This window comes from Burkholderia mayonis (genome assembly GCF_001523745.2).
GTDB lineage: Bacteria > Pseudomonadota > Gammaproteobacteria > Burkholderiales > Burkholderiaceae > Burkholderia > Burkholderia mayonis.
On the sequence record NZ_CP013387.1, the window covers coordinates 885774 to 907194 of the forward strand.

The 21421-nt window shown below is 67.9% G+C and carries 21 protein-coding genes; 15 read left to right on the forward strand and 6 right to left on the reverse strand.

The window, feature by feature from the left end:
- Nucleotides 1-149: 149 nt before the first annotated feature.
- A complete protein-coding gene (locus WS70_RS22470; RefSeq protein WP_059469621.1) occupies nucleotides 150-1136 on the forward strand; it encodes an AraC family transcriptional regulator in 987 nt (328 codons plus the stop codon).
- Nucleotides 1137-1235: 99 nt separating this feature from the next.
- Nucleotides 1236-1667: a nuclear transport factor 2 family protein gene (locus WS70_RS22475; RefSeq protein WP_059469716.1), complete on the forward strand. Its 432-nt coding sequence runs from the start codon at nucleotides 1236-1238 to the stop codon at nucleotides 1665-1667.
- Between the two features lie 400 nt (nucleotides 1668-2067).
- On the opposite strand, the gene WS70_RS22485 is transcribed toward WS70_RS22475, so the two are convergent.
- Nucleotides 2068-2424, reverse strand: a complete 357-nt coding sequence (locus WS70_RS22485; protein ID WP_059469623.1) for a DUF3564 family protein — start codon at nucleotides 2422-2424, stop codon at nucleotides 2068-2070.
- A gap of 393 nt (nucleotides 2425-2817) precedes the next feature.
- Here WS70_RS22485 and WS70_RS22495 point away from each other — a divergent pair, with 393 nt between their 5' ends.
- The 3 genes from WS70_RS22495 to WS70_RS22505 all read left to right on the forward strand — a co-directional run bounded on the left by WS70_RS22495 (nucleotide 2818) and on the right by WS70_RS22505 (nucleotide 6767).
- Complete coding sequence (locus WS70_RS22495) at nucleotides 2818-4056, forward strand: SfnB family sulfur acquisition oxidoreductase (RefSeq protein WP_059469624.1); 1239 nt, start codon at nucleotides 2818-2820, stop codon at nucleotides 4054-4056.
- Nucleotides 4057-4060: 4 nt separating this feature from the next.
- The gene (locus WS70_RS22500; protein ID WP_059469625.1) at nucleotides 4061-5275 is read left to right on the forward strand and encodes an SfnB family sulfur acquisition oxidoreductase; all 1215 of its coding nucleotides are present in this window, start codon (nucleotides 4061-4063) and stop codon (nucleotides 5273-5275) included.
- An 88-nt stretch (nucleotides 5276-5363) separates the two neighbouring features.
- The gene (locus WS70_RS22505; RefSeq protein ID WP_059597892.1) at nucleotides 5364-6767 is read left to right on the forward strand and encodes an LLM class flavin-dependent oxidoreductase; all 1404 of its coding nucleotides are present in this window, start codon (nucleotides 5364-5366) and stop codon (nucleotides 6765-6767) included.
- A 357-nt stretch (nucleotides 6768-7124) separates the two neighbouring features.
- On the opposite strand, the gene WS70_RS22510 is transcribed toward WS70_RS22505, so the two are convergent.
- Nucleotides 7125-8453: an ATP-binding protein gene (locus WS70_RS22510; protein ID WP_059469627.1), complete on the reverse strand. Its 1329-nt coding sequence runs from the start codon at nucleotides 8451-8453 to the stop codon at nucleotides 7125-7127.
- The gene (bprR, locus tag WS70_RS22515; RefSeq protein ID WP_059469628.1) at nucleotides 8454-9176 is read right to left on the reverse strand and encodes a two-component system response regulator BprR; all 723 of its coding nucleotides are present in this window, start codon (nucleotides 9174-9176) and stop codon (nucleotides 8454-8456) included.
- A gap of 235 nt (nucleotides 9177-9411) precedes the next feature.
- Here bprR and WS70_RS22520 point away from each other — a divergent pair, with 235 nt between their 5' ends.
- Together WS70_RS22520 and WS70_RS22525 are read left to right on the forward strand one after the other, a co-directional pair.
- Nucleotides 9412-10158, forward strand: coding sequence for a MipA/OmpV family protein (locus WS70_RS22520; protein WP_059597893.1), 747 nt, complete (start codon nucleotides 9412-9414; stop codon nucleotides 10156-10158).
- A gap of 23 nt (nucleotides 10159-10181) precedes the next feature.
- Nucleotides 10182-11366 (forward strand): SDR family oxidoreductase, encoded by a 1185-nt coding sequence (locus WS70_RS22525; RefSeq protein ID WP_059597918.1) that lies wholly within the window; start codon nucleotides 10182-10184, stop codon nucleotides 11364-11366.
- 22 nt (nucleotides 11367-11388) lie between these two features.
- Here WS70_RS22525 and hpaR read toward each other — a convergent pair whose 3' ends face one another.
- Nucleotides 11389-11826, reverse strand: a complete 438-nt coding sequence (hpaR, locus tag WS70_RS22530; RefSeq protein WP_059469630.1) for a homoprotocatechuate degradation operon regulator HpaR — start codon at nucleotides 11824-11826, stop codon at nucleotides 11389-11391.
- A 165-nt stretch (nucleotides 11827-11991) separates the two neighbouring features.
- Between hpaR and WS70_RS22535 the strand changes: the two genes are divergently transcribed.
- The 7 genes from WS70_RS22535 to hpaI all read left to right on the forward strand — a co-directional run bounded on the left by WS70_RS22535 (nucleotide 11992) and on the right by hpaI (nucleotide 17974).
- Complete coding sequence (locus WS70_RS22535; RefSeq protein ID WP_059597894.1) at nucleotides 11992-12681, forward strand: fumarylacetoacetate hydrolase family protein; 690 nt, start codon at nucleotides 11992-11994, stop codon at nucleotides 12679-12681.
- Nucleotides 12678-13442 (forward strand): fumarylacetoacetate hydrolase family protein, encoded by a 765-nt coding sequence (locus tag WS70_RS22540; RefSeq protein ID WP_059469632.1) that lies wholly within the window; start codon nucleotides 12678-12680, stop codon nucleotides 13440-13442. The genes WS70_RS22535 and WS70_RS22540 overlap by 4 nt, the downstream gene beginning before the upstream one ends.
- Nucleotides 13443-13465: 23 nt before the next feature.
- A complete protein-coding gene (gene hpaE / locus WS70_RS22545) occupies nucleotides 13466-14929 on the forward strand; it encodes a 5-carboxymethyl-2-hydroxymuconate semialdehyde dehydrogenase (protein ID WP_059597895.1) in 1464 nt (487 codons plus the stop codon).
- Nucleotides 14930-14998: 69 nt separating this feature from the next.
- Nucleotides 14999-15847, forward strand: coding sequence for a 3,4-dihydroxyphenylacetate 2,3-dioxygenase (gene hpaD, locus WS70_RS22550; protein ID WP_059597896.1), 849 nt, complete (start codon nucleotides 14999-15001; stop codon nucleotides 15845-15847).
- A 91-nt stretch (nucleotides 15848-15938) separates the two neighbouring features.
- The gene (locus WS70_RS22555) at nucleotides 15939-16331 is read left to right on the forward strand and encodes a 5-carboxymethyl-2-hydroxymuconate Delta-isomerase (RefSeq protein ID WP_059469635.1); all 393 of its coding nucleotides are present in this window, start codon (nucleotides 15939-15941) and stop codon (nucleotides 16329-16331) included.
- Nucleotides 16332-16354: 23 nt separating this feature from the next.
- Nucleotides 16355-17158, forward strand: a complete 804-nt coding sequence (gene hpaH / locus WS70_RS22560) for a 2-oxo-hept-4-ene-1,7-dioate hydratase (RefSeq protein ID WP_059469718.1) — start codon at nucleotides 16355-16357, stop codon at nucleotides 17156-17158.
- Between the two features lie 9 nt (nucleotides 17159-17167).
- Complete coding sequence (hpaI, locus tag WS70_RS22565; RefSeq protein ID WP_059469636.1) at nucleotides 17168-17974, forward strand: 4-hydroxy-2-oxoheptanedioate aldolase; 807 nt, start codon at nucleotides 17168-17170, stop codon at nucleotides 17972-17974.
- Here hpaI and WS70_RS22570 read toward each other — a convergent pair.
- Entirely contained in the window at nucleotides 17968-18810 is an 843-nt protein-coding gene (locus WS70_RS22570; protein ID WP_059597897.1) for an AraC family transcriptional regulator, read from the reverse strand. The two genes, hpaI and WS70_RS22570, sit on opposite strands and share 7 nt — an antisense overlap.
- Nucleotides 18811-19154: 344 nt before the next feature.
- On the opposite strand from WS70_RS22570, the gene WS70_RS22580 reads away from it, so the two are divergent.
- Entirely contained in the window at nucleotides 19155-20120 is a 966-nt protein-coding gene (locus tag WS70_RS22580; RefSeq protein WP_059597899.1) for a quinone oxidoreductase family protein, read from the forward strand.
- A gap of 67 nt (nucleotides 20121-20187) precedes the next feature.
- On the opposite strand, the gene WS70_RS22585 is transcribed toward WS70_RS22580, so the two are convergent.
- Nucleotides 20188-21279 carry a porin gene (locus WS70_RS22585; protein WP_059597900.1) on the reverse strand — a complete coding sequence of 364 codons (1092 nt, stop codon included), beginning with the start codon at nucleotides 21277-21279 and terminating at the stop codon, nucleotides 20188-20190.
- Nucleotides 21280-21421: the final 142 nt, after the last annotated feature.

Sequence of the window (21421 nt, forward strand, 5' to 3'; positions counted from 1 at the left end):
GCAGTGTGAGGGACGGACCGCCGTCGTGTTTACACAATCCTGCAAAAATATTGAACAATCCTGCAAATCCCCGAGGGCCGCGCGCGGCGGTTGCATCGTCCGCGCGCGTGCCTGTTCCGATCACGACCACTGACGCTTTTTCATTGACGATGGAACAGCGCTACAACACGTTCGAGCCCGCCGCGCACGCGGCGTCCCCCCGATCCGATGCGCAGCCGCCGCTCGCGCCGCGCGAAGCCGCGCGCCGTGAGCTTGCCGCGCTGATCGACCGCTTCGCGCCCGTCGACGGTGCGTATCCGAGCGCGATTCCCGCGCTGTCGTTCTTCCGCTGCTCGTCGCCCGCCGACCTCGGCTGCAGCGTCACGCGCGCCGCGTTCGTGTTCGCCGCGCAGGGCGCGAAGCGGGTGACGGTCGCGGGCCACGCGTACGAATACGACCATCAGCACTGCCTCGTCACGTCGGTCGATTTGCCGATGCTGTCGCAGGTCACGCGTGCGTCGGCCGATGCGCCGTATCTGTGCGTGAAGATCGCGCTCGATCTGCAGCGGATCGCCGAGCTCGCGGCCGAGATGCGGATGCCGCCGCCGGACGCGGTGCCGACGGGCGAGGGAATCGTCGTCGGCGCGCTGTCCGCGCCGCTGTTCGACGCGGCGTTGCGGCTCGTGCGATTGCTCGATACTCCAGACGACATCCCGATCCTCGCGCCGTTGATCGAAAAGGAACTGCTGTACCGGCTGCTGACGGGCGGGCAGGGCGCGCGGCTGCGGCACATCGCGGTCGCGGGCAGCCAGACGTATCGAATCGCGCGCGCGATCGAATGGATCCGGAATCATTACGCGGAGCCGCTCAGGGTCGAGACGCTCGCGCAGCAGGTCAACATGAGCGTGTCGTCACTGCATCATCACTTCAAGCACATGACGACGCTGAGTCCGCTCCAGTATCAGAAGCAGCTTCGGCTGCACGAGGCGCGCCGGCTGCTGATCGGTCAGCACGCCGACGTCGGCTCGGTCGCGCTCAGGGTCGGGTACGACAGCCCGTCGCAATTTAGCCGCGAGTACAGCCGCCTGTTCGGCGCGCCGCCGTTGCGCGACGTCGTGCAACTGAGGCGGCGCAACGGAATCGGCATGCAGGAATGATGTGAGGGCCGCGCATCCGATCGAACGCGAGACGCCGGTCTCGATTGGGGGGGCATGTCGCGCGGCGAGGGACGTGCGTCTCATTTGTTCCGCATGGTCATGCGCGCATCTGCGCGCGAGCGACGCGACGATACGAACATGAATAGGGACATCGAAATGGCTGTCGACGTGGCGCGCGAGTTCTGGCGCTTGATGAGCACGAACGATTTTCACGCGGTCGCGGCCGTGCTTGCGGACGACTTCGTGCTCGAATGGCCGCAATCGAACGAGCGTATTCGCGGCGCCCGAAACTTCGCGCTGCTGAATAGCGAGTATCCGGCGCATGGATCGTGGATGTTCACCGTCGGCCGCTTGATCGGCGACGCGCACGAGGCCGTGTCCGATGTGTCGGTGACCGACGGCGTTCAGCGGGCGCGGGCGATTTCATTCTTCACGGTGGCGCATCGGAAGATCGTGCGCATCGTCGAGTTCTGGCCCGAGCCGTACGATGCGCCATACGATCGCTCGCATCTCGTCGAGCCGATCGAATAAGCGAAGCGATATGACGGGCGTGAAGCGTCGGATTGCATCGGATCGTGTCGCACGGTCGCGAATTGCATGTGCACGTGCATGCATGTACGCGCGACGTGCGCTTCGAACGATGCGATGCGGACTGCGAGAAAATCAGGCGCTCGCTTCAGGAAAGCTTGACGAAGCGCGCGTCGCGAACGGCCGCGCATGTGCGCACTCGAGCCTCAGGCACGAGCCTCTAAAATGCACGCCATCAATGCAAAGCGGCGTTCGCCTGGTCCGCGAACGCCGCTCTCGACGTGTGATGTGTCGTGGTGGTTTGGAAGGGCGATTTCCGATCGGCGTTCCGATTCGAAAATCGATTGCGTGGCCGATCGTTCCGCGCGGCACCCGGCGATGCGTCGCCGGACGCGCGCCGCGTTCAGCGCACGACGGTGAAGCCCTGATGCTCGGGCTGGAACGACTCCGAGTCGACCGCCTGCAAGCGCCACGCGCCTTGCGGGCGCTTGCCGCCGAGATCCACGGCGCCGTGCTCTTCGTCTTCGGACGACGGCTGTACGTTCGAGAACGACAACCCTTGCAGCCGGCACAGCGCTTCGCCGCTGTCGGCCGAGCACAGCGCAATCGCGCCTTCAACGTCCTTCATTTTGCCCCACGTCGGCAGATCGATGCCCTGATGCGCTTCGCGTGACCACAGATGCTCTTCGGTGTCGAGCCACAGGACCGCGAATTGCTGCGCAGAAGAATCGCTGCCATTGATTCGAATGGTGAGGCGCATGCTTCGTCTCCTTTCGAGGGTTAGCCGGTGAGCTTTCCCAGTCTAGGTGGATTGACGCGGAACGCAAGAAGCGTTGCGAAAAGATTGACGCGGGTCACATCGTCCTGCGTTGGACGATGCGCGCGAACAAACGTGAGCATAGCGTGCGCGCGCGGACTCTTCTGCGCAATCAGGTGTTTTCACGAGCGATGCATGCAAACGCGTGTCATATATGATCCGACCTCGTCGCATGTAGGTGCGTCGATTTGCCGCCTGCATTCGGTCTGCATGCCGCCAATGCAGCGCGCGCGATGCGCATCTTCTGCGGCCCGGAATAACGATTCCCGAATCGATCGGTTGGTCGCGGCGAGCCCCGTTGATAGATTGGTCCCTTGTTCTTCAACGGAGACACGCATGTCCGCGATCTATGAGACGACAGTCCAACCCGCGCGCGACGCGTCCGCGCGAGACGCGCATCCAATCGCGAGCGATGCCGAGGCGCTCGACATCGCGCGCACGCTCGCCGCGCGGCTCGCACAAGGCGCTGCCGAGCGCGATCGCGAACGCCGGTTGCCATACGACGAAATCGACTGGTTCTCGCAATCGGGCCTGTGGGCGATCACGGTGCCGAACGCATACGGCGGCGCGGGCGTGTCGCACGTGACGCTGACCGAGGTCGTGAAGATCGTCGCGGCCGCGGACCCGTCGCTCGCCCAATTGCCGCAGAACCATTTCGGCCTCGTCGACGTGATCGCGCTCACGGGCACCGATGAACAGAAGCGCTTCTTCTTCGGCGAGATCCTGAAGGGCAAGCGCTTCGGCAACGGCTTCTCGGAAAAGGGCACGAAAAACGTGCTCGACCTGAAGACGAAAGTGATCCGCGACGGCGACGGCTATCGCGTCGACGGCACGAAGTTCTATTCGACGGGCGCGCTGTTCGCGCATTACGTGCCGGTGCTCGGGATCGACGATGACCGCAAGGGCTGGCTCGCATACATTCCGAAGGGCACGCCGGGGCTTTCCGTGATCGACGACTGGTCGGGCTTCGGCCAGCGGACGACCGCGAGCGGCACGGTCAAGCTCGACAACGTGCGCGTGCCCGCGTCGCACGTGTTTCCCGCGCATCGCGTATCGGAGCAGCCGACGCTGAACGGTCCGCTGTCGCAGATCATTCAGGCGGCGATCGATGCGGGCATCGCGCACGCGGCGCTCGACGATACGCTGCGCTTCGTGCGCGAGCGCTCGCGACCGTGGATCGACAGCGGCGTCGAGCGCGCGGTCGACGATCCGCTGACGATTCGCGAGATCGGGCGTCTCTTCATTCAACTGCACGCGGCCGATGCGCTGCTCGAGCGCGCGGCGCGCACGCTCGACGCGATCGCCGCGCAAAGCGAGATCGCCGAGGACGACGTCGCGCGCGCATCGGTTGCGGTCGGCGAGGCGAAGGTGCTGACGACCGAGATCGCGCTGCTCGCGAGCGAGAAGCTGTTCGAGCTCGCCGGCACGCAGGCGACGCTCGCCGAGCACGGCCTCGATCGCCACTGGCGCAACGCGCGCACGCATACGCTGCACGATCCGGTGCGCTGGAAGTACCACCTCGTCGGCAACTACTATCTGAACGGCGTCGCGCCCGCGCGCCACGCGTGGAACTGAGCCGATGAACGCCGTCACGCAATCGTCCGCCGCGCGCGCGGCGCGGCGGATTTCGAACGACGCCGAAGCGATCGATGCGGCCCGCACGTTCGCGGCGACGGTCGCGCCCGACGCCGCCGCGCGCGACCGCGAGCGCCGCCTGCCGTATGCGGAGCTCGACGCCTATTCGGCGACGGGCCTCTGGGGCATCGCTGCGCCGCGCGCGTTCGGCGGCGCGGCGGTATCGGCCGCGACGCTCGCGGAAGTGACCGCGATCGTGTCGGAGGCGGATCCCGCGATCGGCCAGATCCCGCAGAACCATTTCTTCATGCTCGAAGTGCTGCGCGTGAACGGCACGCGCGATCAGCAGCGTTTCTATTTCGAGCGTGCGCTCGCGGGCGAGCGCTTCGGCAACGCGCTGTCCGAGCGCGGCACGAAGCACGTGCGCGACTATCGGACGACGATCACGCCCGACGGCGCGGGATTCCGGCTCAACGGCCGGAAGTTCTATTCGACGGGCGCGCGCTTCGCGCACTGGATTCCGGTCGTCGCGAAGGACGCGAACGAGCGGCTGCACGTCGCGTTCACGCCGGCACATGCGCCGGGTCTCACCGTCGAGGACGACTGGAACGGCTTCGGCCAGCGCACGACGGGCAGCGGCACGACGCGGCTCGACAACGTGTACGTCGACGCATCCGCGGTCGTGCCGTACAGCGATGCATTCGATGCGAAGCCGACGCCCGTCGGCCCGTTCGGCCAGCTGCTGCATGCGGCCGTCGATCTCGGCATCGCGCGCGCCGCGTTCGCCGACGCGCGCCGCTTCGTGCGCGAGCGCGCGCGGCCGTGGATCGACAGCGGCGTCGAGCGCGCGAGCGACGATCCACTCACGCTCGAGATCTTCGGCAAGCTCGCGGTGGATCTCGACGCAGCCGGCGCGCTGACCGAGCGCGCGGGCTTGCGCGTCGACGCGGCGATCGACGACGCGAACGAGCGCACGGTCGCGGCCGCGTCGATCGCGGTCGCGAAGGCGCGCGCGGCGACGACCGAGATCGCGCTCGCGGCGTCGTCGCGTCTGCTCGAACTCGCGGGCACGCAAGGCGCGCTCGCCGAGCACGCGCTCGATCGCCACTGGCGCAACGCGCGCACGCATACGCTGCACGATCCGGTGCGCTGGAAATACGTCGCGATCGCCGACTACTACCTGAACGACGCGCTGCCGCCGCGCCACGGCGCGCTGTGACGCGGGACCGCGCATCGATCAACACCGACCAGCACCGTCCCGCATCGAGCACCGACCCGCATCGACCGAATCGAGAGACCGCTCCACCATGACCCGTCAGATCCGTTTCAACGCTTTCGACATGAACTGCGTCGGCCATCAGTCGCCGGGGCTCTGGGCGCATCCGCGCGACGAGTCGTGGCGCTATCGCCAGCTGAGCTACTGGACCGAGCTCGCGCAACTGCTCGAGCGCGGCAAGTTCGACGGCCTCTTCATCGCCGACGTGCTCGGCATCTATGACGTTTATCAGGGCAGCGGCGAAGCGGCGATCCGGCAGGGCGCGCAGGTGCCCGTCAACGATCCGATCCTGCTCGTGTCCGCGATGGCGGCCGTGACGCAGCACCTCGGCTTCGGCATCACGTGCTCGCTGTCGTACGAGCATCCGTATCCGTTCGCGCGGCGCATGTCGACGCTCGATCATCTGACGGGCGGGCGCGTCGGCTGGAACGTCGTCACGTCGTATCTCGACAGCGCCGCGCGCAACCTCGGACTGCCGCAGCAGACGAGCCACGACGAACGCTACGCGATCGCCGACGAGTATCTCGACGTCTGCTACAAGCTGTGGGAGGGCTCGTGGGAGGACGGCGCGATCGTGCGCGACGCCGCGCGCCACGTGTTCGCCGAGCCGTCGAAGGTCCATCCGATCGGCCATCACGGCCGCTATTACGACGTGCCCGGCATCCATCTGTGCGAGCCGTCGCCGCAGCGCACGCCGGTCCTTTATCAGGCGGGCGCGTCGAAGCGCGGCAAGGACTTCGCTGCGCAGCACGCGGAGTGCATCTTCGTCGCCGCGCCGTCGCGGACGATCCTGAAGGCGTTCGTCGCCGACATCCGCGAGCGCGTGAAGCAGTTCGGCCGCGATCCGCGCGACGTGCTGATCTTCAACCTGCACACGGTGATCACGGGCCGCACGTCGGCCGACGCGCACGCGAAGCATGCCGACTATCGCCGCTACGCGAGCGACGAGGGCGCGCTCGCGCTGATGTCCGGCTGGACCGGGATCGACCTGTCGAAGTACGACCTCGACGCGCCGCTCGAGCACGTCGAGAGCAATGCGATTCAGTCGGCGGTCGAGGCGCTGTCGAGCGCGGATCCGACGCGCAAGTGGACCGTGCGCGAAATCGCGCGGTGGGGCGGCATCGGCGGACTCGGGCCGGTGTCGGTCGGCGATCCGCGCGAGATCGCCGACGATCTGCAGTCGTGGGTCGACGAGACCGGCGTCGACGGCTTCAATCTCGCGTATGCGGTGACGCCGGAGACGTTCGTCGACGTCGTCGAGCTCGTCGTGCCGGAACTGCAGCGGCGCGGCGTCTATCAGACCGACTACGCGCCGGGCACGCTGCGCGAGAAACTGCATCGCGCGGGGCCGCGGCTTGCCGCGCCGCATCCGGCCGCGCGCTATCGCGTCGGCGGCGAGCACGCGGTCGCGGAGCGCGTCGCGGCGGGGGAGTGAGAGCGGAGCGGCGGGGCGGCGTCGTCGCTCGGCGGCGACGCGGTCGATGAATGGTTCGACGCGGCGTCGCGTGATCGCGGATTCAACGGCAGACCGAGTGGGGAATCGGGTGGCAATACGAACGGCGAATCGAACGGCAAAGCGAGAGGCGAATCGAACGGCAGAGCGAACGGCAGAGCGAACGGCGAAGCGAGCGGCAAAGCGAACGGCAAAGCGAACGGCAAATCGGCGCCGCCAAGCGGATGCGGCGCGTCTCGAGGAAGCGACGCGCGTCGACCCGATGCATCGCTAGCCGCTTACGCGAAGCGGCCGGCGCGATTCATGGCGAATCGCCGCCTCCGCCACAGTCGACTTGCGTCAAGTCACCCTCTCCCGCGCCATCTGCTCGCGAGCCGGCACCTCGAGCGCCGGCAGCGTGATCGCGAAGCGCGCGCCGCCGATCGGCGCGTCGCCGAGCCGCACGTCGCCGCCGTGCGCGAGCGCGACGCGCCGCACGATCGTAAGCCCCAGCCCGAAGCCGCCTGTCTGCCGGTCGCGGCTCGAATCAAGCCGATGGAACGGCTCGAACACGCGGTCGCGATCGGCGGCCGGAATGCCGGGGCCGTCGTCGTCGACCGTCAGCACGAGCGCGCCCGCTTCGCCGGGCGCCGCCTGCAGCGAGATCGTCGTCTCCGCGTAGCGCATCCCGTTGCGGATCAGATTCAGCAGCGCGCGTGCGACGAGCTTCGCATCGCACACGTGGCACGCGGGCGCGCCGTGAATCGATACGTCGAACGTGAGGCGGCGATCGGCGATGTCGTTCGCGACGCTGCCCGCGACGCTGTCGACCAGCTCCGCGACCGTCACCGGCATCAGCACGAGGTGTCCTTCGCCTTGCTCGAGCCGGCCGATCGTCAGCAATTCGGTGACGAGCTCGTCGAGCTCGCGCACGTCGCGGCGCAGCGCCTCCTGCCGTTCATGCATGCGCCCGGTCGCGTCCGGCGACGCGAGCAGCGCGAGGCCGAACTCGAGCCGCGCGAGCGGCGTCTTCAGCTCGTGCGAGATCCCGTGCATCATCTCGCGCTGCCGCTGGATCGACGCTTCGATCCGCTGCGCCATGTCGTTGAACTGTTGCGAGAGCCCGTAGATGTTCGACTTGCGCGATAGTTGTGCGCGCGTCGACAGCCGGCCGCCGCCGAATGCGCGCGCGGCCGCCTCCAGCTTGCGCAGATCGCGCCAGTGGTAGTGGATCCACAGCGCGACGGCGAGCAGCGTCGCGAGCGCGACGGTCAGGTACGCGGAGATCTGGATGTCGAGGCTCGGCGGCTCGTTCGGGTGCGCGTGCAGCACGGTGCCGTCGACGAGCGGCATGAAATAGTTCTTGCCGTCGTAGCTGATCGCGATCTCGCCGCGATCGAGGTCGCGGCGCTGCTCGGCGCTCAGCAGCTTGCGGGCGTCGTCCATCGAGATGAACTCGAAGCCCTCGTCACCGTGCTTCGCGAGCTCGCTCAGCGCGTGCTTGCGCTCCGGTCCCGGATGGCGCTCGAGATAATCGTTCAGCACGAACGCGTAGGTGGCGAGCGTCTCGCGCGCCGCGCTCGAGATGCGCGCGTAGAAGAACCGGTCGAACGACGTGTTGATGAAGATGATCGCGGCCGCGGCGCAGATGACCACGACGAGATACAGCCTGACGAGCGAGCGCAGCATTCAATCGTCCCACGCGGAAGGGCTGAACAGATAGCCGCGTCCCCAGATCGTCTTGATCTTGTGCGGCTCGGACGATGCGTCCTCGAACCGGCGCCTCAGCTTCGAGATGCCCGAGTCGACCGAGCGGTCGAGACCGTCGAACTCGATGCCGCGCAACTGCTTCAAGATGTCGTCGCGGCTCAGCACGGTGCCCGCCGCGCGCGCGAGGATCAGCAGCAGGTTGAATTCGGCCGTCTTCAGGTCGACGGGCTCGCCGCGCCACGTGACCGTGCGGTTCGGCGGCGAGATCGTCAGCTCGCCGAACACGAGCGCTTCGCTCGCCGGCGTGTCGACGGGCGCGCCCGGCTGCGTGCGGCGCAACAGCGCGCGGGCGCGCGCGACCAGCACGCGCGGCTCGATCGGCTTCGTCACGTAGTCGTCGGCGCCCGTTTCCAGGCCGGCGACCTGGTCGTAGACGTCGGAGCGCGCGGTCAGGATCAGCACCGGCACGTTCGAGAACGCGCGGATCCGGCGGCACACTTCCATGCCGTCGAGATGCGGCAGCATCAGGTCCAGAATCACGAGCGCGGGCTGGTGCTCGCGCACGGCCGCGACGGCGAGATCGCCGCGCCGGATCACCGTCACCGAGAATTCGTAGCTGTCGAGATACTCGCGGATCAGCTGCGCGAGGCGGTCGTCGTCTTCGATCAGCAGCACCCGATATTTGAGCGGGACTTCGTTCATGGTCTCCTCGGAATGGTTCCGCGCGCGCGCGTGGGCGCGGGCAGGGCACGCGCATTCTAGCCGCGCGCGCCGTTTGTCGGGGTCGGCTGCAACAATCGCCGACAATCGAACACAAATCCGCACATATTCCCGAAACTTTCGGGACAGATTCGCGCGGCGCACGAACCTAGACTGCGGACTTCCCGACTCTTCCCCCGACATCGTGAGCCCGTCCATCCACTCTCTTCGCTATTGCGTGCCGTTCGCCGGCTTGATGTCGGTCGCGGCCGCGCATGCGGAAAACGTCTATACGCTCTCGATCGGCGGCGGCTTCGTGCCGCGCTATGCGGGCAGCAACCAGTATCACGGCGTGGTCGCGCCGTTGTTTTCCGCGAAGCTCGACAACGGCTTCTTCATCGGCCCGCTCGACGGCGTCGGCTACAAGCTGAAGCTGCCCGGCGACGCGTTCGTCGCGGCTGCCGTGACCTACGATCCGGGCCGCGCGGACGAAAACCGCTTCGATCTGCCGGGCTCGAACTACCTGAAGGGAATGGGGCGCGTGCCGGGCTCGGTGCTCGTCGCGGTGCGGGCGGGCGTGAAGCTGTACGGCGGCAGCATGCTGAGCGTGACGGTCGATACGCCCGTCACGCATACGTCGCGCGGCGTGTCCGGGCACGTCGACCTCGCGGTGCCGGTGTTCAGCGCGGGGCGCCACGAAGTCGTCGTGACGGGCTCGGTGCACGCGGCGTCCGGCCGCTATACGCAGACATTCTATGGCGTGACCGACGCGCAGGCGGCCGCGACCCGCTTCGCGCCGTACTCGACGAAGGGCGGCATCGACAGCGTGTCGATGTCGGTCGCGTGGACCTACGCGTTCTCGAAGCACTGGTCGGTGAACACGACGGCGGGCGTCACGCATCTGCCCGGCCGTTACGGGAACAGCCCGATCGTGCAGCAGAAGACCAACTACTTCGGGCTGTCGTCGTTGATTTATCGTTTCTGATTCTGAAGAAGGAGGTGGCCATCGTGCTGATCTGGAAAACTGCGCTCTCGCTGACCTGGCGGGCGGACCTCGTGTCGCCCGCGAGCGCGCCCGCCGCGGCAGCGCACGTCGACCGGATCGTGCTGACCGGCGCGACCGGTTTCATCGGCGGCGCGGTGCTCGTATCGCTCGTCAATGCCGGGCTGCTCGATCGCGTCGTGTGCGTCGTGCGCGCGTGCGACCGCGCGCACGCGCTCGTGCGGTTGCGCGCGGCGGCGCTCAGGAGCGGCCTCGCGCCGTTCTGGGCGGAGCGGCTCACCGAAGCGAACGTGATCGCGGGCGAGCTCGACGGCGCGTTCGCCGACGTCGATGCGGCGCGCCTCGCATCGGCGTCGCACGTGATTCATTGCGCGGGCGTCGCGTCGCTCGCCGACGTTCCGGTCATCAACGAGACGAACGTCGACGCGACGCTGCGCTTCGCGCGCCGTTTCGCGGGCAGCCGGCGGCTGCAGCGTTTCGTGCACGTCGGCGCGGCGTTCGCGTGCGGGATGAAAGGGCGCAGCACGGTTTGCGAGGACGATGCGCCGACGTGCGGCCGCGAGGTCGACTTCGTGCCGTACACGCGCGGCAAGCGCGACGCGGAAGCGCAACTGCGCGCGCTCGGCCTGCCGCTCGTCGTCGTGCGGCCGTCGTGCGTCGTCGGCCATACGCTGCTCGGCACGCAGCCGTCGGCGAGCACGTTCTGGATGTTCCGGATCGTTCACGCGGCGCGCCGCTTCACCGCGCGGCCGATGACGCGCATCGACGTGGTCGCGGTCGACGACTGCGCGCGCGCGCTGATGCTGCTCGCGCTGAAGCCGTCGCTCGCGCACGACACGTATCACGTATCGGCGGGCGACGAAGCGCCGACCGTCACGCAGATCGTCCGCGCGATGGACGAGGCGGTGGGCCTCGGCGACGAGCCGCGCTATGCGCTCTGCTCGTCCGCCGAGTTTCCGTCGATCGCGCGCGACGTGCTCGGCCGCCGCGACGTCGCGTGTGCGCGCGTGATCGAGCGGGCGTTGCAGTCTTACGCGGCTTTCGCCGAACTCGACTACGTGTTCGACAACGCGCGCGTGCGCGACGAGATCGACTTCGAACCGCTGCCGTTCGTCGACTACGTGAACGAGTGCATGCGCACGTCGCGCGGCGTCGACGTGCTCGCGCAGATGCCGCGAGCGGTCCGCTGACGGCGCGCGCGGCGGCCGCGCGTCACGAGCCGCCGACTTCGATCAGCTTGTCGAGCGCCTCGTATACTTCGCTCAGCGCGTCCGCGCCGAAGCGTTGCTCGATGAGCCGGTACTGCTCGTCGATGCGCGGACTGATCTGCGTGACGAGCTGACGGCTCTGCGGCGTCAGGCTGACGATCAGCCTGCGCTGATCCTCCTGGGCGCGCGTGCGGCGAATCAGGCCGTCGCGCTCCATCCTCTCCAGCACGCCCGTGAGGCTCGGGCTCAGGATGCAGCAGCGCCGCGCGATCTGCCCGGCTTCGAGCTCATGAGACGGTTCGCCGTCCAGCACGCGAATGATCCGCCATTGCTGCTCCGTCAGCGCAAATTCCTTCAGGATCGGCCGGAACCGGCCCATCAGCGTTTCGCGGGCCTCGAGCAGCAGCATGGCCAGATTGCGATGATCGAACGTACGATTCATGAGGTTCCTGGAATGACGGTTGATCCATCAATCTTAGCAGGGCGAAAATCGTCGGTGACCGCCTTATCGAAGTTATCAGGGTTATCGCGGTTGTTCTTTTCCTGGGCCGTAGTTAATATGTTAAGTAATTGACCCGGCCGCGCGACGCGGTGGAGGATGAATCGTATGGAGCTGTCCCTTGTCGCCGATGGCGCAACCGTCGAAACGGTGCGCATCGGTACGGTCTACGGCGCGTTGCTGAACGACCGCGGCGCGCTCGCGGCGCTCGGCGACGCGGTACATGCGCCGCCGTACAACAAGCCGCCGCAGGCGCCCGTGCTGTACGTGAAGCCTGCGAACACGCACGTGGGCGACGGCGCGGCCGTCGTCGTGCCGGCGGGCGTCGATGCGCTCGAGATCGGTGCGACGGTCGGCGTCGTGTTCGCGCGGCGCACGACGCGCGTGCCGGTCGAACGGGCGCTCGACTTCGTTATAGGTTTTACGCTTGCAAGCGACGTGTCGGTCCCGCATCCCGATTATTATCGGCCGGCGGTGCGCTTCAAGTGCCGCGACGGCTTCTGCCCGCTCGGGCCGGCGATCGTTGCGCGCGCAAGCATCGGCGATCCGGATGCGCTCGCCGTGACCGTGCGCGTCGACGGCGAGCGGCGCTACGAGGCGAGCACCGCGAATCTGATTCGCCCCGTCGCGCAGTTGATCGCCGACGTGTCGGCGTTCATGTCGTTCGACGCGGGCGACGTGCTGCTCGTCGGCGTCGGCCCGAATGCGCCGCGCGCGGCGGCGGGCAGCGCGATCGAGATCGAGGCGCCGGGCCTCGGCGTGTTGCGGCATACGTTGACGGCGGAGGACGCACGATGAAGACTGCACGCGTAGTGTTCAACGGCGCGCTGCACGCGGCCGAGCCGGCGGGCGAGGGGCGCGTGCGGCTCGATACCGGGCGCGTGCTCGCCGAGACGGACGTCTCGTGGCTGCCGCCCGTCGCGCCGCGCACGACGTTCGCGCTCGGCCTCAACTACGCCGATCACGCGAAGGAGCTCGCGTTCAAGGCGCCGACCGAGCCGCTCATCTTCCTGAAGGGGCCGAACACGTTCGTCGGCCATCGCGCGCAGACGGTGCGGCCGGCCGACGCGACGCACATGCACTACGAGTGCGAGCTTGCGGTCGTGATCGGCCGCGTGGCGCGCAACGTGAAGCGCGCGCAGGCGCTCGGCCACGTGCTCGGCTACACGATCGGCAACGATTACGCGATCCGCGATTATCTCGAAAATTACTACCGACCGAACCTGCGCGTGAAGAACCGCGACACGTGCACGCCGCTCGGGCCGTGGCTCGTGACCCGAGACGAGATCGGCGATCCGATGAATCTCGCGCTGCGCACGACGGTCAACGGCGTGGAAACGCAGCGCGGCAACACGCGTGACATGATCTTCGACGTCGCGTCGCTGATCGAGTACATCAGCGGCTTCATGACGCTCGCGCCCGGCGACCTGATCCTGACCGGCACGCCCGAAGGGCTCGCCGACACGAAGCCGGGCGACGAGGTCGTGACCGAGATCGAGGGCGTCGGCCGGCTCGTCAACACGATCGTCGGCGAAGCGGATTACTATCGCGTCGGCTGACGCCGTCGCACAAGGAGAGACGCATGAGCATCAAGCACTGGATCGGCGGCCGGGAGGTCGAAAGCCGAGAGACGTTTACGACGTTCAACCCGGCGACGGGCGAGCCGATCGCCGAGGTCGCGTCGGGCGGCGCGGAAGAAATCGACGCGGCCGTGCGCGCCGCGAAGGAAGCATTCCCGAAGTGGGCGAACACGCCGGCGAAGGCGCGCGCGAAGCTGATGCGCAAGCTCGGCGAACTGATCGAGCGCAACGTGCCGGCGCTCGCCGAACTGGAGACGCAGGACACCGGCCTGCCTATCTCGCAGACGAAGAAGCAACTGATCCCGCGCGCGTCGGAGAACTTCCACTTCTTCGCCGAAGTGTGCACGCAGATGAACGGCCGCAGCTATCCGGTCGACGACCAGATGCTGAACTACACGCTGTATCAGCCGGTCGGCGTGTGCGCGCTCGTGTCGCCGTGGAACGTGCCGTTCATGACCGCGACGTGGAAGACCGCGCCGTGCCTTGCGCTCGGCAACACCGCGGTGCTGAAGATGTCGGAGCTCTCGCCGTTGACGGCCGACCAGCTCGGCCGCCTCGCGCTCGAAGCCGGCATTCCGGCCGGCGTGCTGAACGTCGTGCAGGGCTACGGCGCGACCGCGGGCGATGCGCTCGTCCGGCATCCGGACGTGCGCGCGGTGTCGTTTACGGGCGGCACGGTGACGGGCAAGCGGATCATGGAGCGCGCCGGCCTCAAGAAATATTCGATGGAGCTGGGCGGCAAGTCGCCCGTGCTGATTTTCGACGACGCCGATTTCGACCGCGCGCTCGACGCGTCGCTCTTCACGATCTTCTCGATCAACGGCGAGCGCTGCACGGCCGGCTCGCGGATCTTCGTGCAGCGGACGATCTACGACAGGTTCGTCGCCGAGTTCGCGCGCCGTGCGAACAGCCTGATCGTCGGCGATCCGGCCGACGAGAACACGCAAGTCGGCTCGATGATCACGCGCGCGCACTGGGAGAAGGTAACGGGCTACGTGCGGCTCGGCATCGACGAAGGCGCGCGGCTCGTCGCGGGCGGCCCGGACAAGCCGGCGAACCTGCCCGCGCATCTCGCGAACGGCAACTTCGTGCGGCCGACCGTGTTCGCCGACGTCGACAACCGGATGCGGATCGCGCAGGAAGAGATCTTCGGGCCGGTCGCGTGCCTGATTCCGTTCGACGGCGAGGAAGACGGGCTGCGCCTCGCGAACGACACGCCGTACGGCCTCGCGTCGTACATCTGGACGCAGGACGTCGGCAAGGTGCATCGGCTCGCGCGCGGCATCGAGGCGGGGATGGTGTTCGTCAACAGCCAGAACGTGCGTGATCTGCGCCAGCCGTTCGGCGGCGTGAAGGAATCCGGCACCGGCCGCGAGGGCGGCGAATACAGCTTCGAGGTGTTCGCCGAGATCAAGAACGTCTGCATCTCGATGGGCAGCCATCACATTCCCCGCTGGGGCGTGTGAGGTCCGCGGACAACGAACGATACGCCGCGCGCCGGCGCCGTCGGCCGGCGACGCGGCAGGAGACTCACGATGGGAAAGCTGTCACTCGCCGCGAAGATCACGCACGTGCCGTCGATGTATCTGTCCGAGTTGCCGGGCAGGCATCACGGCTGCCGTGCCGAGGCGATCCGCGGTCATCAGGTGATCGGCGAGCGCTGCCGCGCGCTCGGCGTCGACACGATCGTCGTCGCCGACACGCACTGGCTCGTCAACGCCGGCTATCACGTGAACTGCAACGGGCATTTCGGGGGCGTCTACACGAGCAACGAGCTGCCGCATTTCATTCGCGACATGCGTTATGAATATCCGGGCAATCCGGCGCTCGGCCATCTGATCGCCGCGACCGCGAACGAGCGCGGGATCGGCACGCGCGCGCACGAGATCGACAGTCTCGAGCTCGAGTACGGCACGCTCGTGCCGATGCGCTACATGAACGCCGATCAGCACTTCAAGGTCGTGTCGATCGCGGGCTGGTGCATGTGGCACTCGCTCGACGAGAGCCGGCGCTTCGGCGAGGCGCTCAGGCACGCGATCGAAGCGAGCGATTCGAACGTCGCGTTCTTCGCGAGCGGCTCGCTGTCGCATCGCTTCAACGACAACGGCAGCCCCGAAGCGGCGATCCACATGATCAGCCGCGAGTTCTTCAAGCAAGTGGATCTGCGCGTCGTCGAGCTGTGGAAGCAGGGTGACTTCGCGACGTTCTGCAAGATGCTGCCCGAGTACAACGAGCATTGCTTCGGCGAAGGCGGCATGCACGACACCGCGATGCTGCTCGGCCTGCTCGGCTGGGATCGCTACGACAAGCCGATCGAGATCGTGACCGACTACTTCGCGAGTTCTGGCACCGGGCAGATCAACGCGATCTTTCCGCTGCCGTGAGCGCCATGAGCGCCGTGTGCGCGTCGCGCGCCGATTCACTTCGGATGCCGACGGAATCCTGAGGAAATCCTGAAGAATACGGAGAGCCGACATGCCTCACATCATCGTCGAATACACCGCGAACATCCGTGACGACGCGCGGATTCCCGTGCTGCTCAAGACGGTCAACGAGACGCTGATCGCGCAGGGCGGCGTATTCCCGACAGGCGGCATCCGCTCGCGCGCGATCGAGCTGCAGGATTACTGCGTCGCCGACGGCACCGCCGACGACGCGTTCGTCCACGTGACGCTCAAGATCGGCTCCGGGCGTGACGAGGCGACGAAGAAGGCCGCGTGCGACGCGCTGTTCGACGCGATCAAGGCGCATTTCGCGGCGCTCTACGCGCGGCGCTACCTTGCGCTGTCGATGGAGCTGACCGAGTTCAGCGAGACAGGCTCGTACAAGCACAACAACATCCACGCGCGCTACAAGCGCAGCGCGTGACTCCAACCCCGACAATGACGACCATGCTAGATTCCGCCACCATCGAGTTGCTCGCCCGCCGGCTGCACGTCGCCGAGCGCGAGCGCAGGCAGATTCGCCAGATCTCGCTCGACTATCCGGAGATCACGATCGACGACGCGTACGCGATCCAGCGCACGTGGGTCGACATGAAGCTCGCCGAAGGACGCGTGCTGAAAGGGCACAAGATCGGCTTGACGTCGAAGGCGATGCAGTCGTCTTCGCAGATCGACGAGCCCGACTATGGCGCGCTCCTCGACGACATGTTCTTCGAGGACGGCGCGACGATTCCGACGCGCCGCTTCATCGTGCCGCGCGTCGAGGTCGAGCTCGCGTTCGTGCTCGGCAAGCCGCTGAAGGGGCCGAACTGCACGGTGTTCGACGTCTATGACGCGGTCGACTACGTCGTGCCCGCGCTCGAGATCATCGACGCGCGCAGCCAGTCGATCGATCCGGACACGAAGCGTCCGCGCAAGGTGTTCGACACGATCGCCGACAACGCGGCGAACGCGGGCGTCGTGCTCGGCGGGCGCCCCGTGCGGCCGATGGACGTCGACCTGCGCTGGGTTGCGGCGATCATGTCGCGCAACGGCGTCGTCGAGGAGACGGGCGTCGCGGCGGGCGTGCTGAACCATCCGGCGAACGGCGTCGCGTGGCTCGCGAACCGGCTCGCGCGCTTCGACGTGTCGCTCGACGCGGGCGAGATCATTCTCGGCGGATCGTTCACGCGGCCGTGCGCGGCGAAGAGCGGCGATACGTTCAGCGTCGATTACGGTCCGCTCGGCGCGATCCATTGCTACTTCGAGTGACAGCCGACGATGCGGATTCCTGACAACACGTTCAAGGCCGCGCTCGCGCGCGGCGAAGCGCAGATCGGGCTGTGGCTCGGACTCGCGAATCCCTATAGCGCCGAAGTCGTCGCGGGCGCGGGCTTCGACTGGCTGCTGATCGACGGCGAGCACGCGCCGAACACCGTGCCGACGATCCTCGCGCAATTGCAGGCGATCGCCGCGTATCCGTCGCATCCCGTCGTGCGCGTGCCGTGGAACGACGCGGTCGCCGTCAAGCAGGTGCTCGATCTCGGCGCGCAGACGCTGCTCGTGCCGATGGTGCAGAGCGCGGACGAGGCGCGCGCGGCCGTCGCGGCGAGCCGCTATCCGCCGCACGGCGTCCGCGGCGTCGGCAGCGCGCTCGCGCGCGCGTCGCGCTGGAATCGCGTCGACGATTACCTGCGGCAGGCGAACGACCGGATCGCGGTGCTCGTGCAGGTCGAGACGCGTGCGGGGCTCGACGCGATCGATTCGATCGCGCGCGTCGAAGGCGTCGACGGCGTGTTCATCGGGCCGGCCGATCTTGCGGCCGATCTCGGGCATCTCGGCGATCCCGCGCATCCGGACGTGCAGGCGGGAATCGACCGCGCGATCGAATCGATCGTTGCGGCGGGCAAGGCGGCGGGCATCCTCAGCGCGGATGCGCGTGCCGCGCGGCGCTATCTCGAAGCCGGCGCGACGTTCGTCGCGGTCGGTGTCGACACGACGCTGCTCGCGCGCAGCGCGGAGCGGCTCGCCGCGCAGTTCAAGTCGACGGCCGACGACGCGGCCCGGGCGGGCGACGGCACTTACTGACTCCGCGTCCCGCCCGAATCGGAGGGGCGCGCGCGCCGCGCGCCTTCCCGATGCTTGCCGGACTCCGCGCTCACATACTGCCCAGGCGTCGTGCCGAGCGCCCGGCGGAACATGTCGATGAACGCGCTGATGTTGTCGTAGCCGAGATCGAGCGCGACCGTCGTCACCGTCACGCCGTCCGCGAGCTGTTCGAGCGCGCGCAGCAGGCGCGCCTGCTGACGCCACTGCGCGAGCGTGAGCCCCGTCTCGGCCACGAAGCGGCGGCTCAGCGTGCGCGGCGCCATGCCGGCCCACGCTGCCCATTCGTCGACGCGGCGATTGTCCGCCAGATCGCCGGCCAGCGCATCGGTGATCCGCACGAGTCGCGGATCGCGCGGGCGCGGCAACCCCAGCGATCCCGCTTTCGCCGTCGCGATTTCATCCAGTATCACGTCCGCGATCCGCGCGCGCGCGCAGTCGAGCTCGGCGCCGCGCCAGCTCGCCGCGCGGCGAACCGCCTCGCGCAGCAGCGGCGACGCGACGATCGCGCGCGGCGCGTCCGGCAAGGATGCGCACCGGTGTTCCGCGATGAAGACGCTCCAGCCGGAAAACGGGCCGAACGAGCGCAGCGAATGCACGCGGTGCGGCGGAATCCAGATCGCGTGGATTGCGGGAACCACCCAGTCCTGGTCGTCGAGCCCGATCGACACGAGCCCGCTCGATGTGCCGACGAGTTGTCCGCGCGCGTGGCTGTGCGGCGCGGTCGTGCGCGCGTCGTGCTGCGTCAATTCGGCGGCGGCGACGAACGGGCCGTCGGAGGACATCACGAGTTCGACGGGAAGGAGTGGATCGACCATGGCCTGAATACCGTATCGAATGGCTTTTATACCGGAGACTGGCCTTGAATGCACGCCTACACTGCGTTCACGTTTGTTCGATCCGGCGTGCGGTGCGATGCGAGCCGAACCGATCTTCCCCGAACACACCGAGCGACTCGAAGCCGGCGCGTGGCGATCGGCGGCAGCGCCGTCGCCCCATGCCTCGCGAATGCGCGCGCGGCGGCCGGCGTCGCCGGTGCGCTGTCCGCGCCGCAAGCGATCGATTCGTTCGACCCACTCGAGATCCGCGATGCAGCGCCGCGCGTGTCGCCACGCGCGGCGATCGCGCGATCCCGTTGCAATTCGATGAGCAAGGAGCCTTCATGAAAGCTGCTGTCGTCCAGGGCGCGGGCCAGCGCCCGAGCTACGCCGAATTCGATCCGCCGCGCGCATCGGCCGGCCATCGCGTGATCGACGTGACCGCATCCGCGCTGAGCCGGCTCGCGCAGGCGCGCGCATCGGGCGCGCACTATTCGTCGACGGGCCGTTTCCCGTTCGTGGCAGGAGTCGACGGGACCGGGCGTCTCGACGACGGCCGGCGCGTCTATTTCCTGGGTCCGCAGGCGCCGTTCGGCGCGATGGCGGAGCGCACGCTCGTGCCCGAAGCGAACTGCGTTCCGTTGCCCGATTCGCTCGACGACGTCACGGCGGCCGCGATCGCGATTCCGGGCATGTCGTCATGGGCGGCGCTGACCGAGCGCGCGCGGCTCGTGGCGGGCGAGACGGTGCTCGTCAACGGCGCGACCGGCGCGTCGGGGCGGCTCGCGGTGCGGATCGCCAAACATCTCGGCGCGGCGAAGGTGATCGCGACAGGGCGAAATGCGGATGCGCTCGAAGCGCTGAAATCGGCGGGCGCCGACTTCACGATCTCGCTGGCGCAGGATGACGAACCGGTGGCGCGTGCGTTCGACACACATTTCCGCGCGGGCGTGGATGTCGTGCTGGATTATCTGTGGGGCGCGAGCGCGCGGTCCGCGTTGATTGCCGCGGCGAAGGCGTCGCCCGATGGGCATCCGGTGCGCTTCGTGCAGATCGGCACGATCGGCGGCGCCGACGTGTTGCTGCCGGGCGCGGTGCTGCGCGCCACGGCGATCACGCTGATGGGCAGCGGCATCGGCAGCATTTCGCTGCCGCGCCTGTTGAACGCGGCGCGCGCGGTGTTCGGTGCGGCGGATGCCGCCGGACTGCGGATCGACACCGAAACGATGCCGCTCGCGCGCGTCGACGCGCATTGGGACGACGCGGACAGCCGGGTGCGCCCGGTGTTCACGATGAATGCGTCCGGGTGACGGCGCGCCGCCGCGCGGATGCGGTGCGCGCCGCCCTGCGTCATCGCGCGTCATCGCGCGTCGGCGATCAGAATCGCTGTTGCATCCCCACCGTGACGCCGACCTGCGTGTCGGCATATCCGACCGAATCGCGCGACAGGCTCACGTTCCGCCCATGCTGCGCGATCGCGAAGCCGCCCGCCGCGTACAGCACCGTGCGCTTCGACAGCGCGTATTGCGCGCGCAGCGACACGAGCGTCGGATCGGCGTCGCCGCCGCCCTTGACGTTCTGGTGATAGACCGCGCCGATCAGCGAGAACGCCGGCGTGAAGTCGTACGAGCCGCCGATCCAGTACATGTCGCTCAGTTGCGTCGCCGCTGTCGTGTGGTATGTGCGGCGGTAGTTGCGGTAGCCCGCCATCGTTTTCAGATGGCCGAAGTCGTAGCTGACGCCCGCATGAATCCCCTGCACGTAGTCGACCGGGTCGGCGGGCGTCACACTGTCGCGTGCGCCGTTCTGGCGGTCGAACGTGACGACCGCGGCGAACGGGCCGCTCTCGTAGCCGAGTGCGAAGTCGTACTTCGAGCTCGTCTTCATGCTGCCCGGCACGTTGCCGAAGCCGTACATCGCGCCGAAGCGGAAGGCGCCATACGAGCCGTCGTAGCGCACCGCGTTCGACGAACGCGTGAAGAGGCCGTCCTTGCGGCCGCCCGTCGCCGTCGACGACGTCGCCCACGAGTAGTTCTGCGCGTAGCCCATCGGATCGAACGGCAGCATGTAGTCGTACGTGACGGTGAAGTTGCGGCCGAGCGTCAACTCGCCCCATTTGCCCCTGAGGCCCACCGTCGCGCGCCGCGCGAAGATCGAGTCGGGGCCGTCGTCGAAGCCGCCGTTCGCGAGATCGATCCCGCTTTCGAGCCGGAACACCGCCTTCAGGCCGCCGCCGAGATCCTCGACGCCGCGCAAGCCCCAGCGCGACGTGTTCTTGTTGCCCGACTTGAGACGAAGCGCGCCGCCGCCTTCGGGCGCCGCGTGGTTCACGTACTCGACGCCCGCGTCCATGATGCCGTACAGCGTGACGCTCGATTGCGCGAGCGCGTGGCTGCCCGCAAGGCTCGCCCACGTGGCGATGCCGGCTGTGATCGCCATTCTGCCGGCGATGCGGCGGTGCTTTTTCATCTTCGGTGTCTCCGATTGAGTGATGTTGTTTTAGGTGGCGCGTGCGCATCCGCCGTCGAGCGGCGTGCGCGCGCCGGGTGCGCCGGCGGATGTCGGCGCGGGGTTGCCGCGTGGCGCTACAGGGGCGCTACAGGGGACTTCG

Bases quoted from the DNA above. Each gene is read 5' to 3' on its own strand.
- WS70_RS22470 (WP_059469621.1), top strand. From the start codon at position 150: ATGGAACAGCGCTACAACACGTTCGAGCCCGCCGCGCACGCGGCGTCC.
- WS70_RS22475 (WP_059469716.1), top strand. From the start codon at position 1,236: ATGCGCGCATCTGCGCGCGAGCGACGCGACGATACGAACATGAATAGG.
- WS70_RS22485 (WP_059469623.1), bottom strand. From the start codon at position 2,424: ATGCGCCTCACCATTCGAATCAATGGCAGCGATTCTTCTGCGCAGCAA.
- WS70_RS22495 (WP_059469624.1), top strand. From the start codon at position 2,818: ATGTCCGCGATCTATGAGACGACAGTCCAACCCGCGCGCGACGCGTCC.
- WS70_RS22500 (WP_059469625.1), top strand. From the start codon at position 4,061: ATGAACGCCGTCACGCAATCGTCCGCCGCGCGCGCGGCGCGGCGGATT.
- WS70_RS22505 (WP_059597892.1), top strand. From the start codon at position 5,364: ATGACCCGTCAGATCCGTTTCAACGCTTTCGACATGAACTGCGTCGGC.
- WS70_RS22510 (WP_059469627.1), bottom strand. From the start codon at position 8,453: ATGCTGCGCTCGCTCGTCAGGCTGTATCTCGTCGTGGTCATCTGCGCC.
- bprR (WP_059469628.1), bottom strand. From the start codon at position 9,176: ATGAACGAAGTCCCGCTCAAATATCGGGTGCTGCTGATCGAAGACGAC.
- hpaR (WP_059469630.1), bottom strand. From the start codon at position 11,826: ATGAATCGTACGTTCGATCATCGCAATCTGGCCATGCTGCTGCTCGAG.
- WS70_RS22535 (WP_059597894.1), top strand. From the start codon at position 11,992: ATGGAGCTGTCCCTTGTCGCCGATGGCGCAACCGTCGAAACGGTGCGC.
- WS70_RS22540 (WP_059469632.1), top strand. From the start codon at position 12,678: ATGAAGACTGCACGCGTAGTGTTCAACGGCGCGCTGCACGCGGCCGAG.
- hpaE (WP_059597895.1), top strand. From the start codon at position 13,466: ATGAGCATCAAGCACTGGATCGGCGGCCGGGAGGTCGAAAGCCGAGAG.
- hpaD (WP_059597896.1), top strand. From the start codon at position 14,999: ATGGGAAAGCTGTCACTCGCCGCGAAGATCACGCACGTGCCGTCGATG.
- WS70_RS22555 (WP_059469635.1), top strand. From the start codon at position 15,939: ATGCCTCACATCATCGTCGAATACACCGCGAACATCCGTGACGACGCG.
- hpaH (WP_059469718.1), top strand. From the start codon at position 16,355: ATGCTAGATTCCGCCACCATCGAGTTGCTCGCCCGCCGGCTGCACGTC.
- hpaI (WP_059469636.1), top strand. From the start codon at position 17,168: ATGCGGATTCCTGACAACACGTTCAAGGCCGCGCTCGCGCGCGGCGAA.
- WS70_RS22570 (WP_059597897.1), bottom strand. From the start codon at position 18,810: ATGGTCGATCCACTCCTTCCCGTCGAACTCGTGATGTCCTCCGACGGC.
- WS70_RS22580 (WP_059597899.1), top strand. From the start codon at position 19,155: ATGAAAGCTGCTGTCGTCCAGGGCGCGGGCCAGCGCCCGAGCTACGCC.
- WS70_RS22585 (WP_059597900.1), bottom strand. From the start codon at position 21,279: ATGAAAAAGCACCGCCGCATCGCCGGCAGAATGGCGATCACAGCCGGC.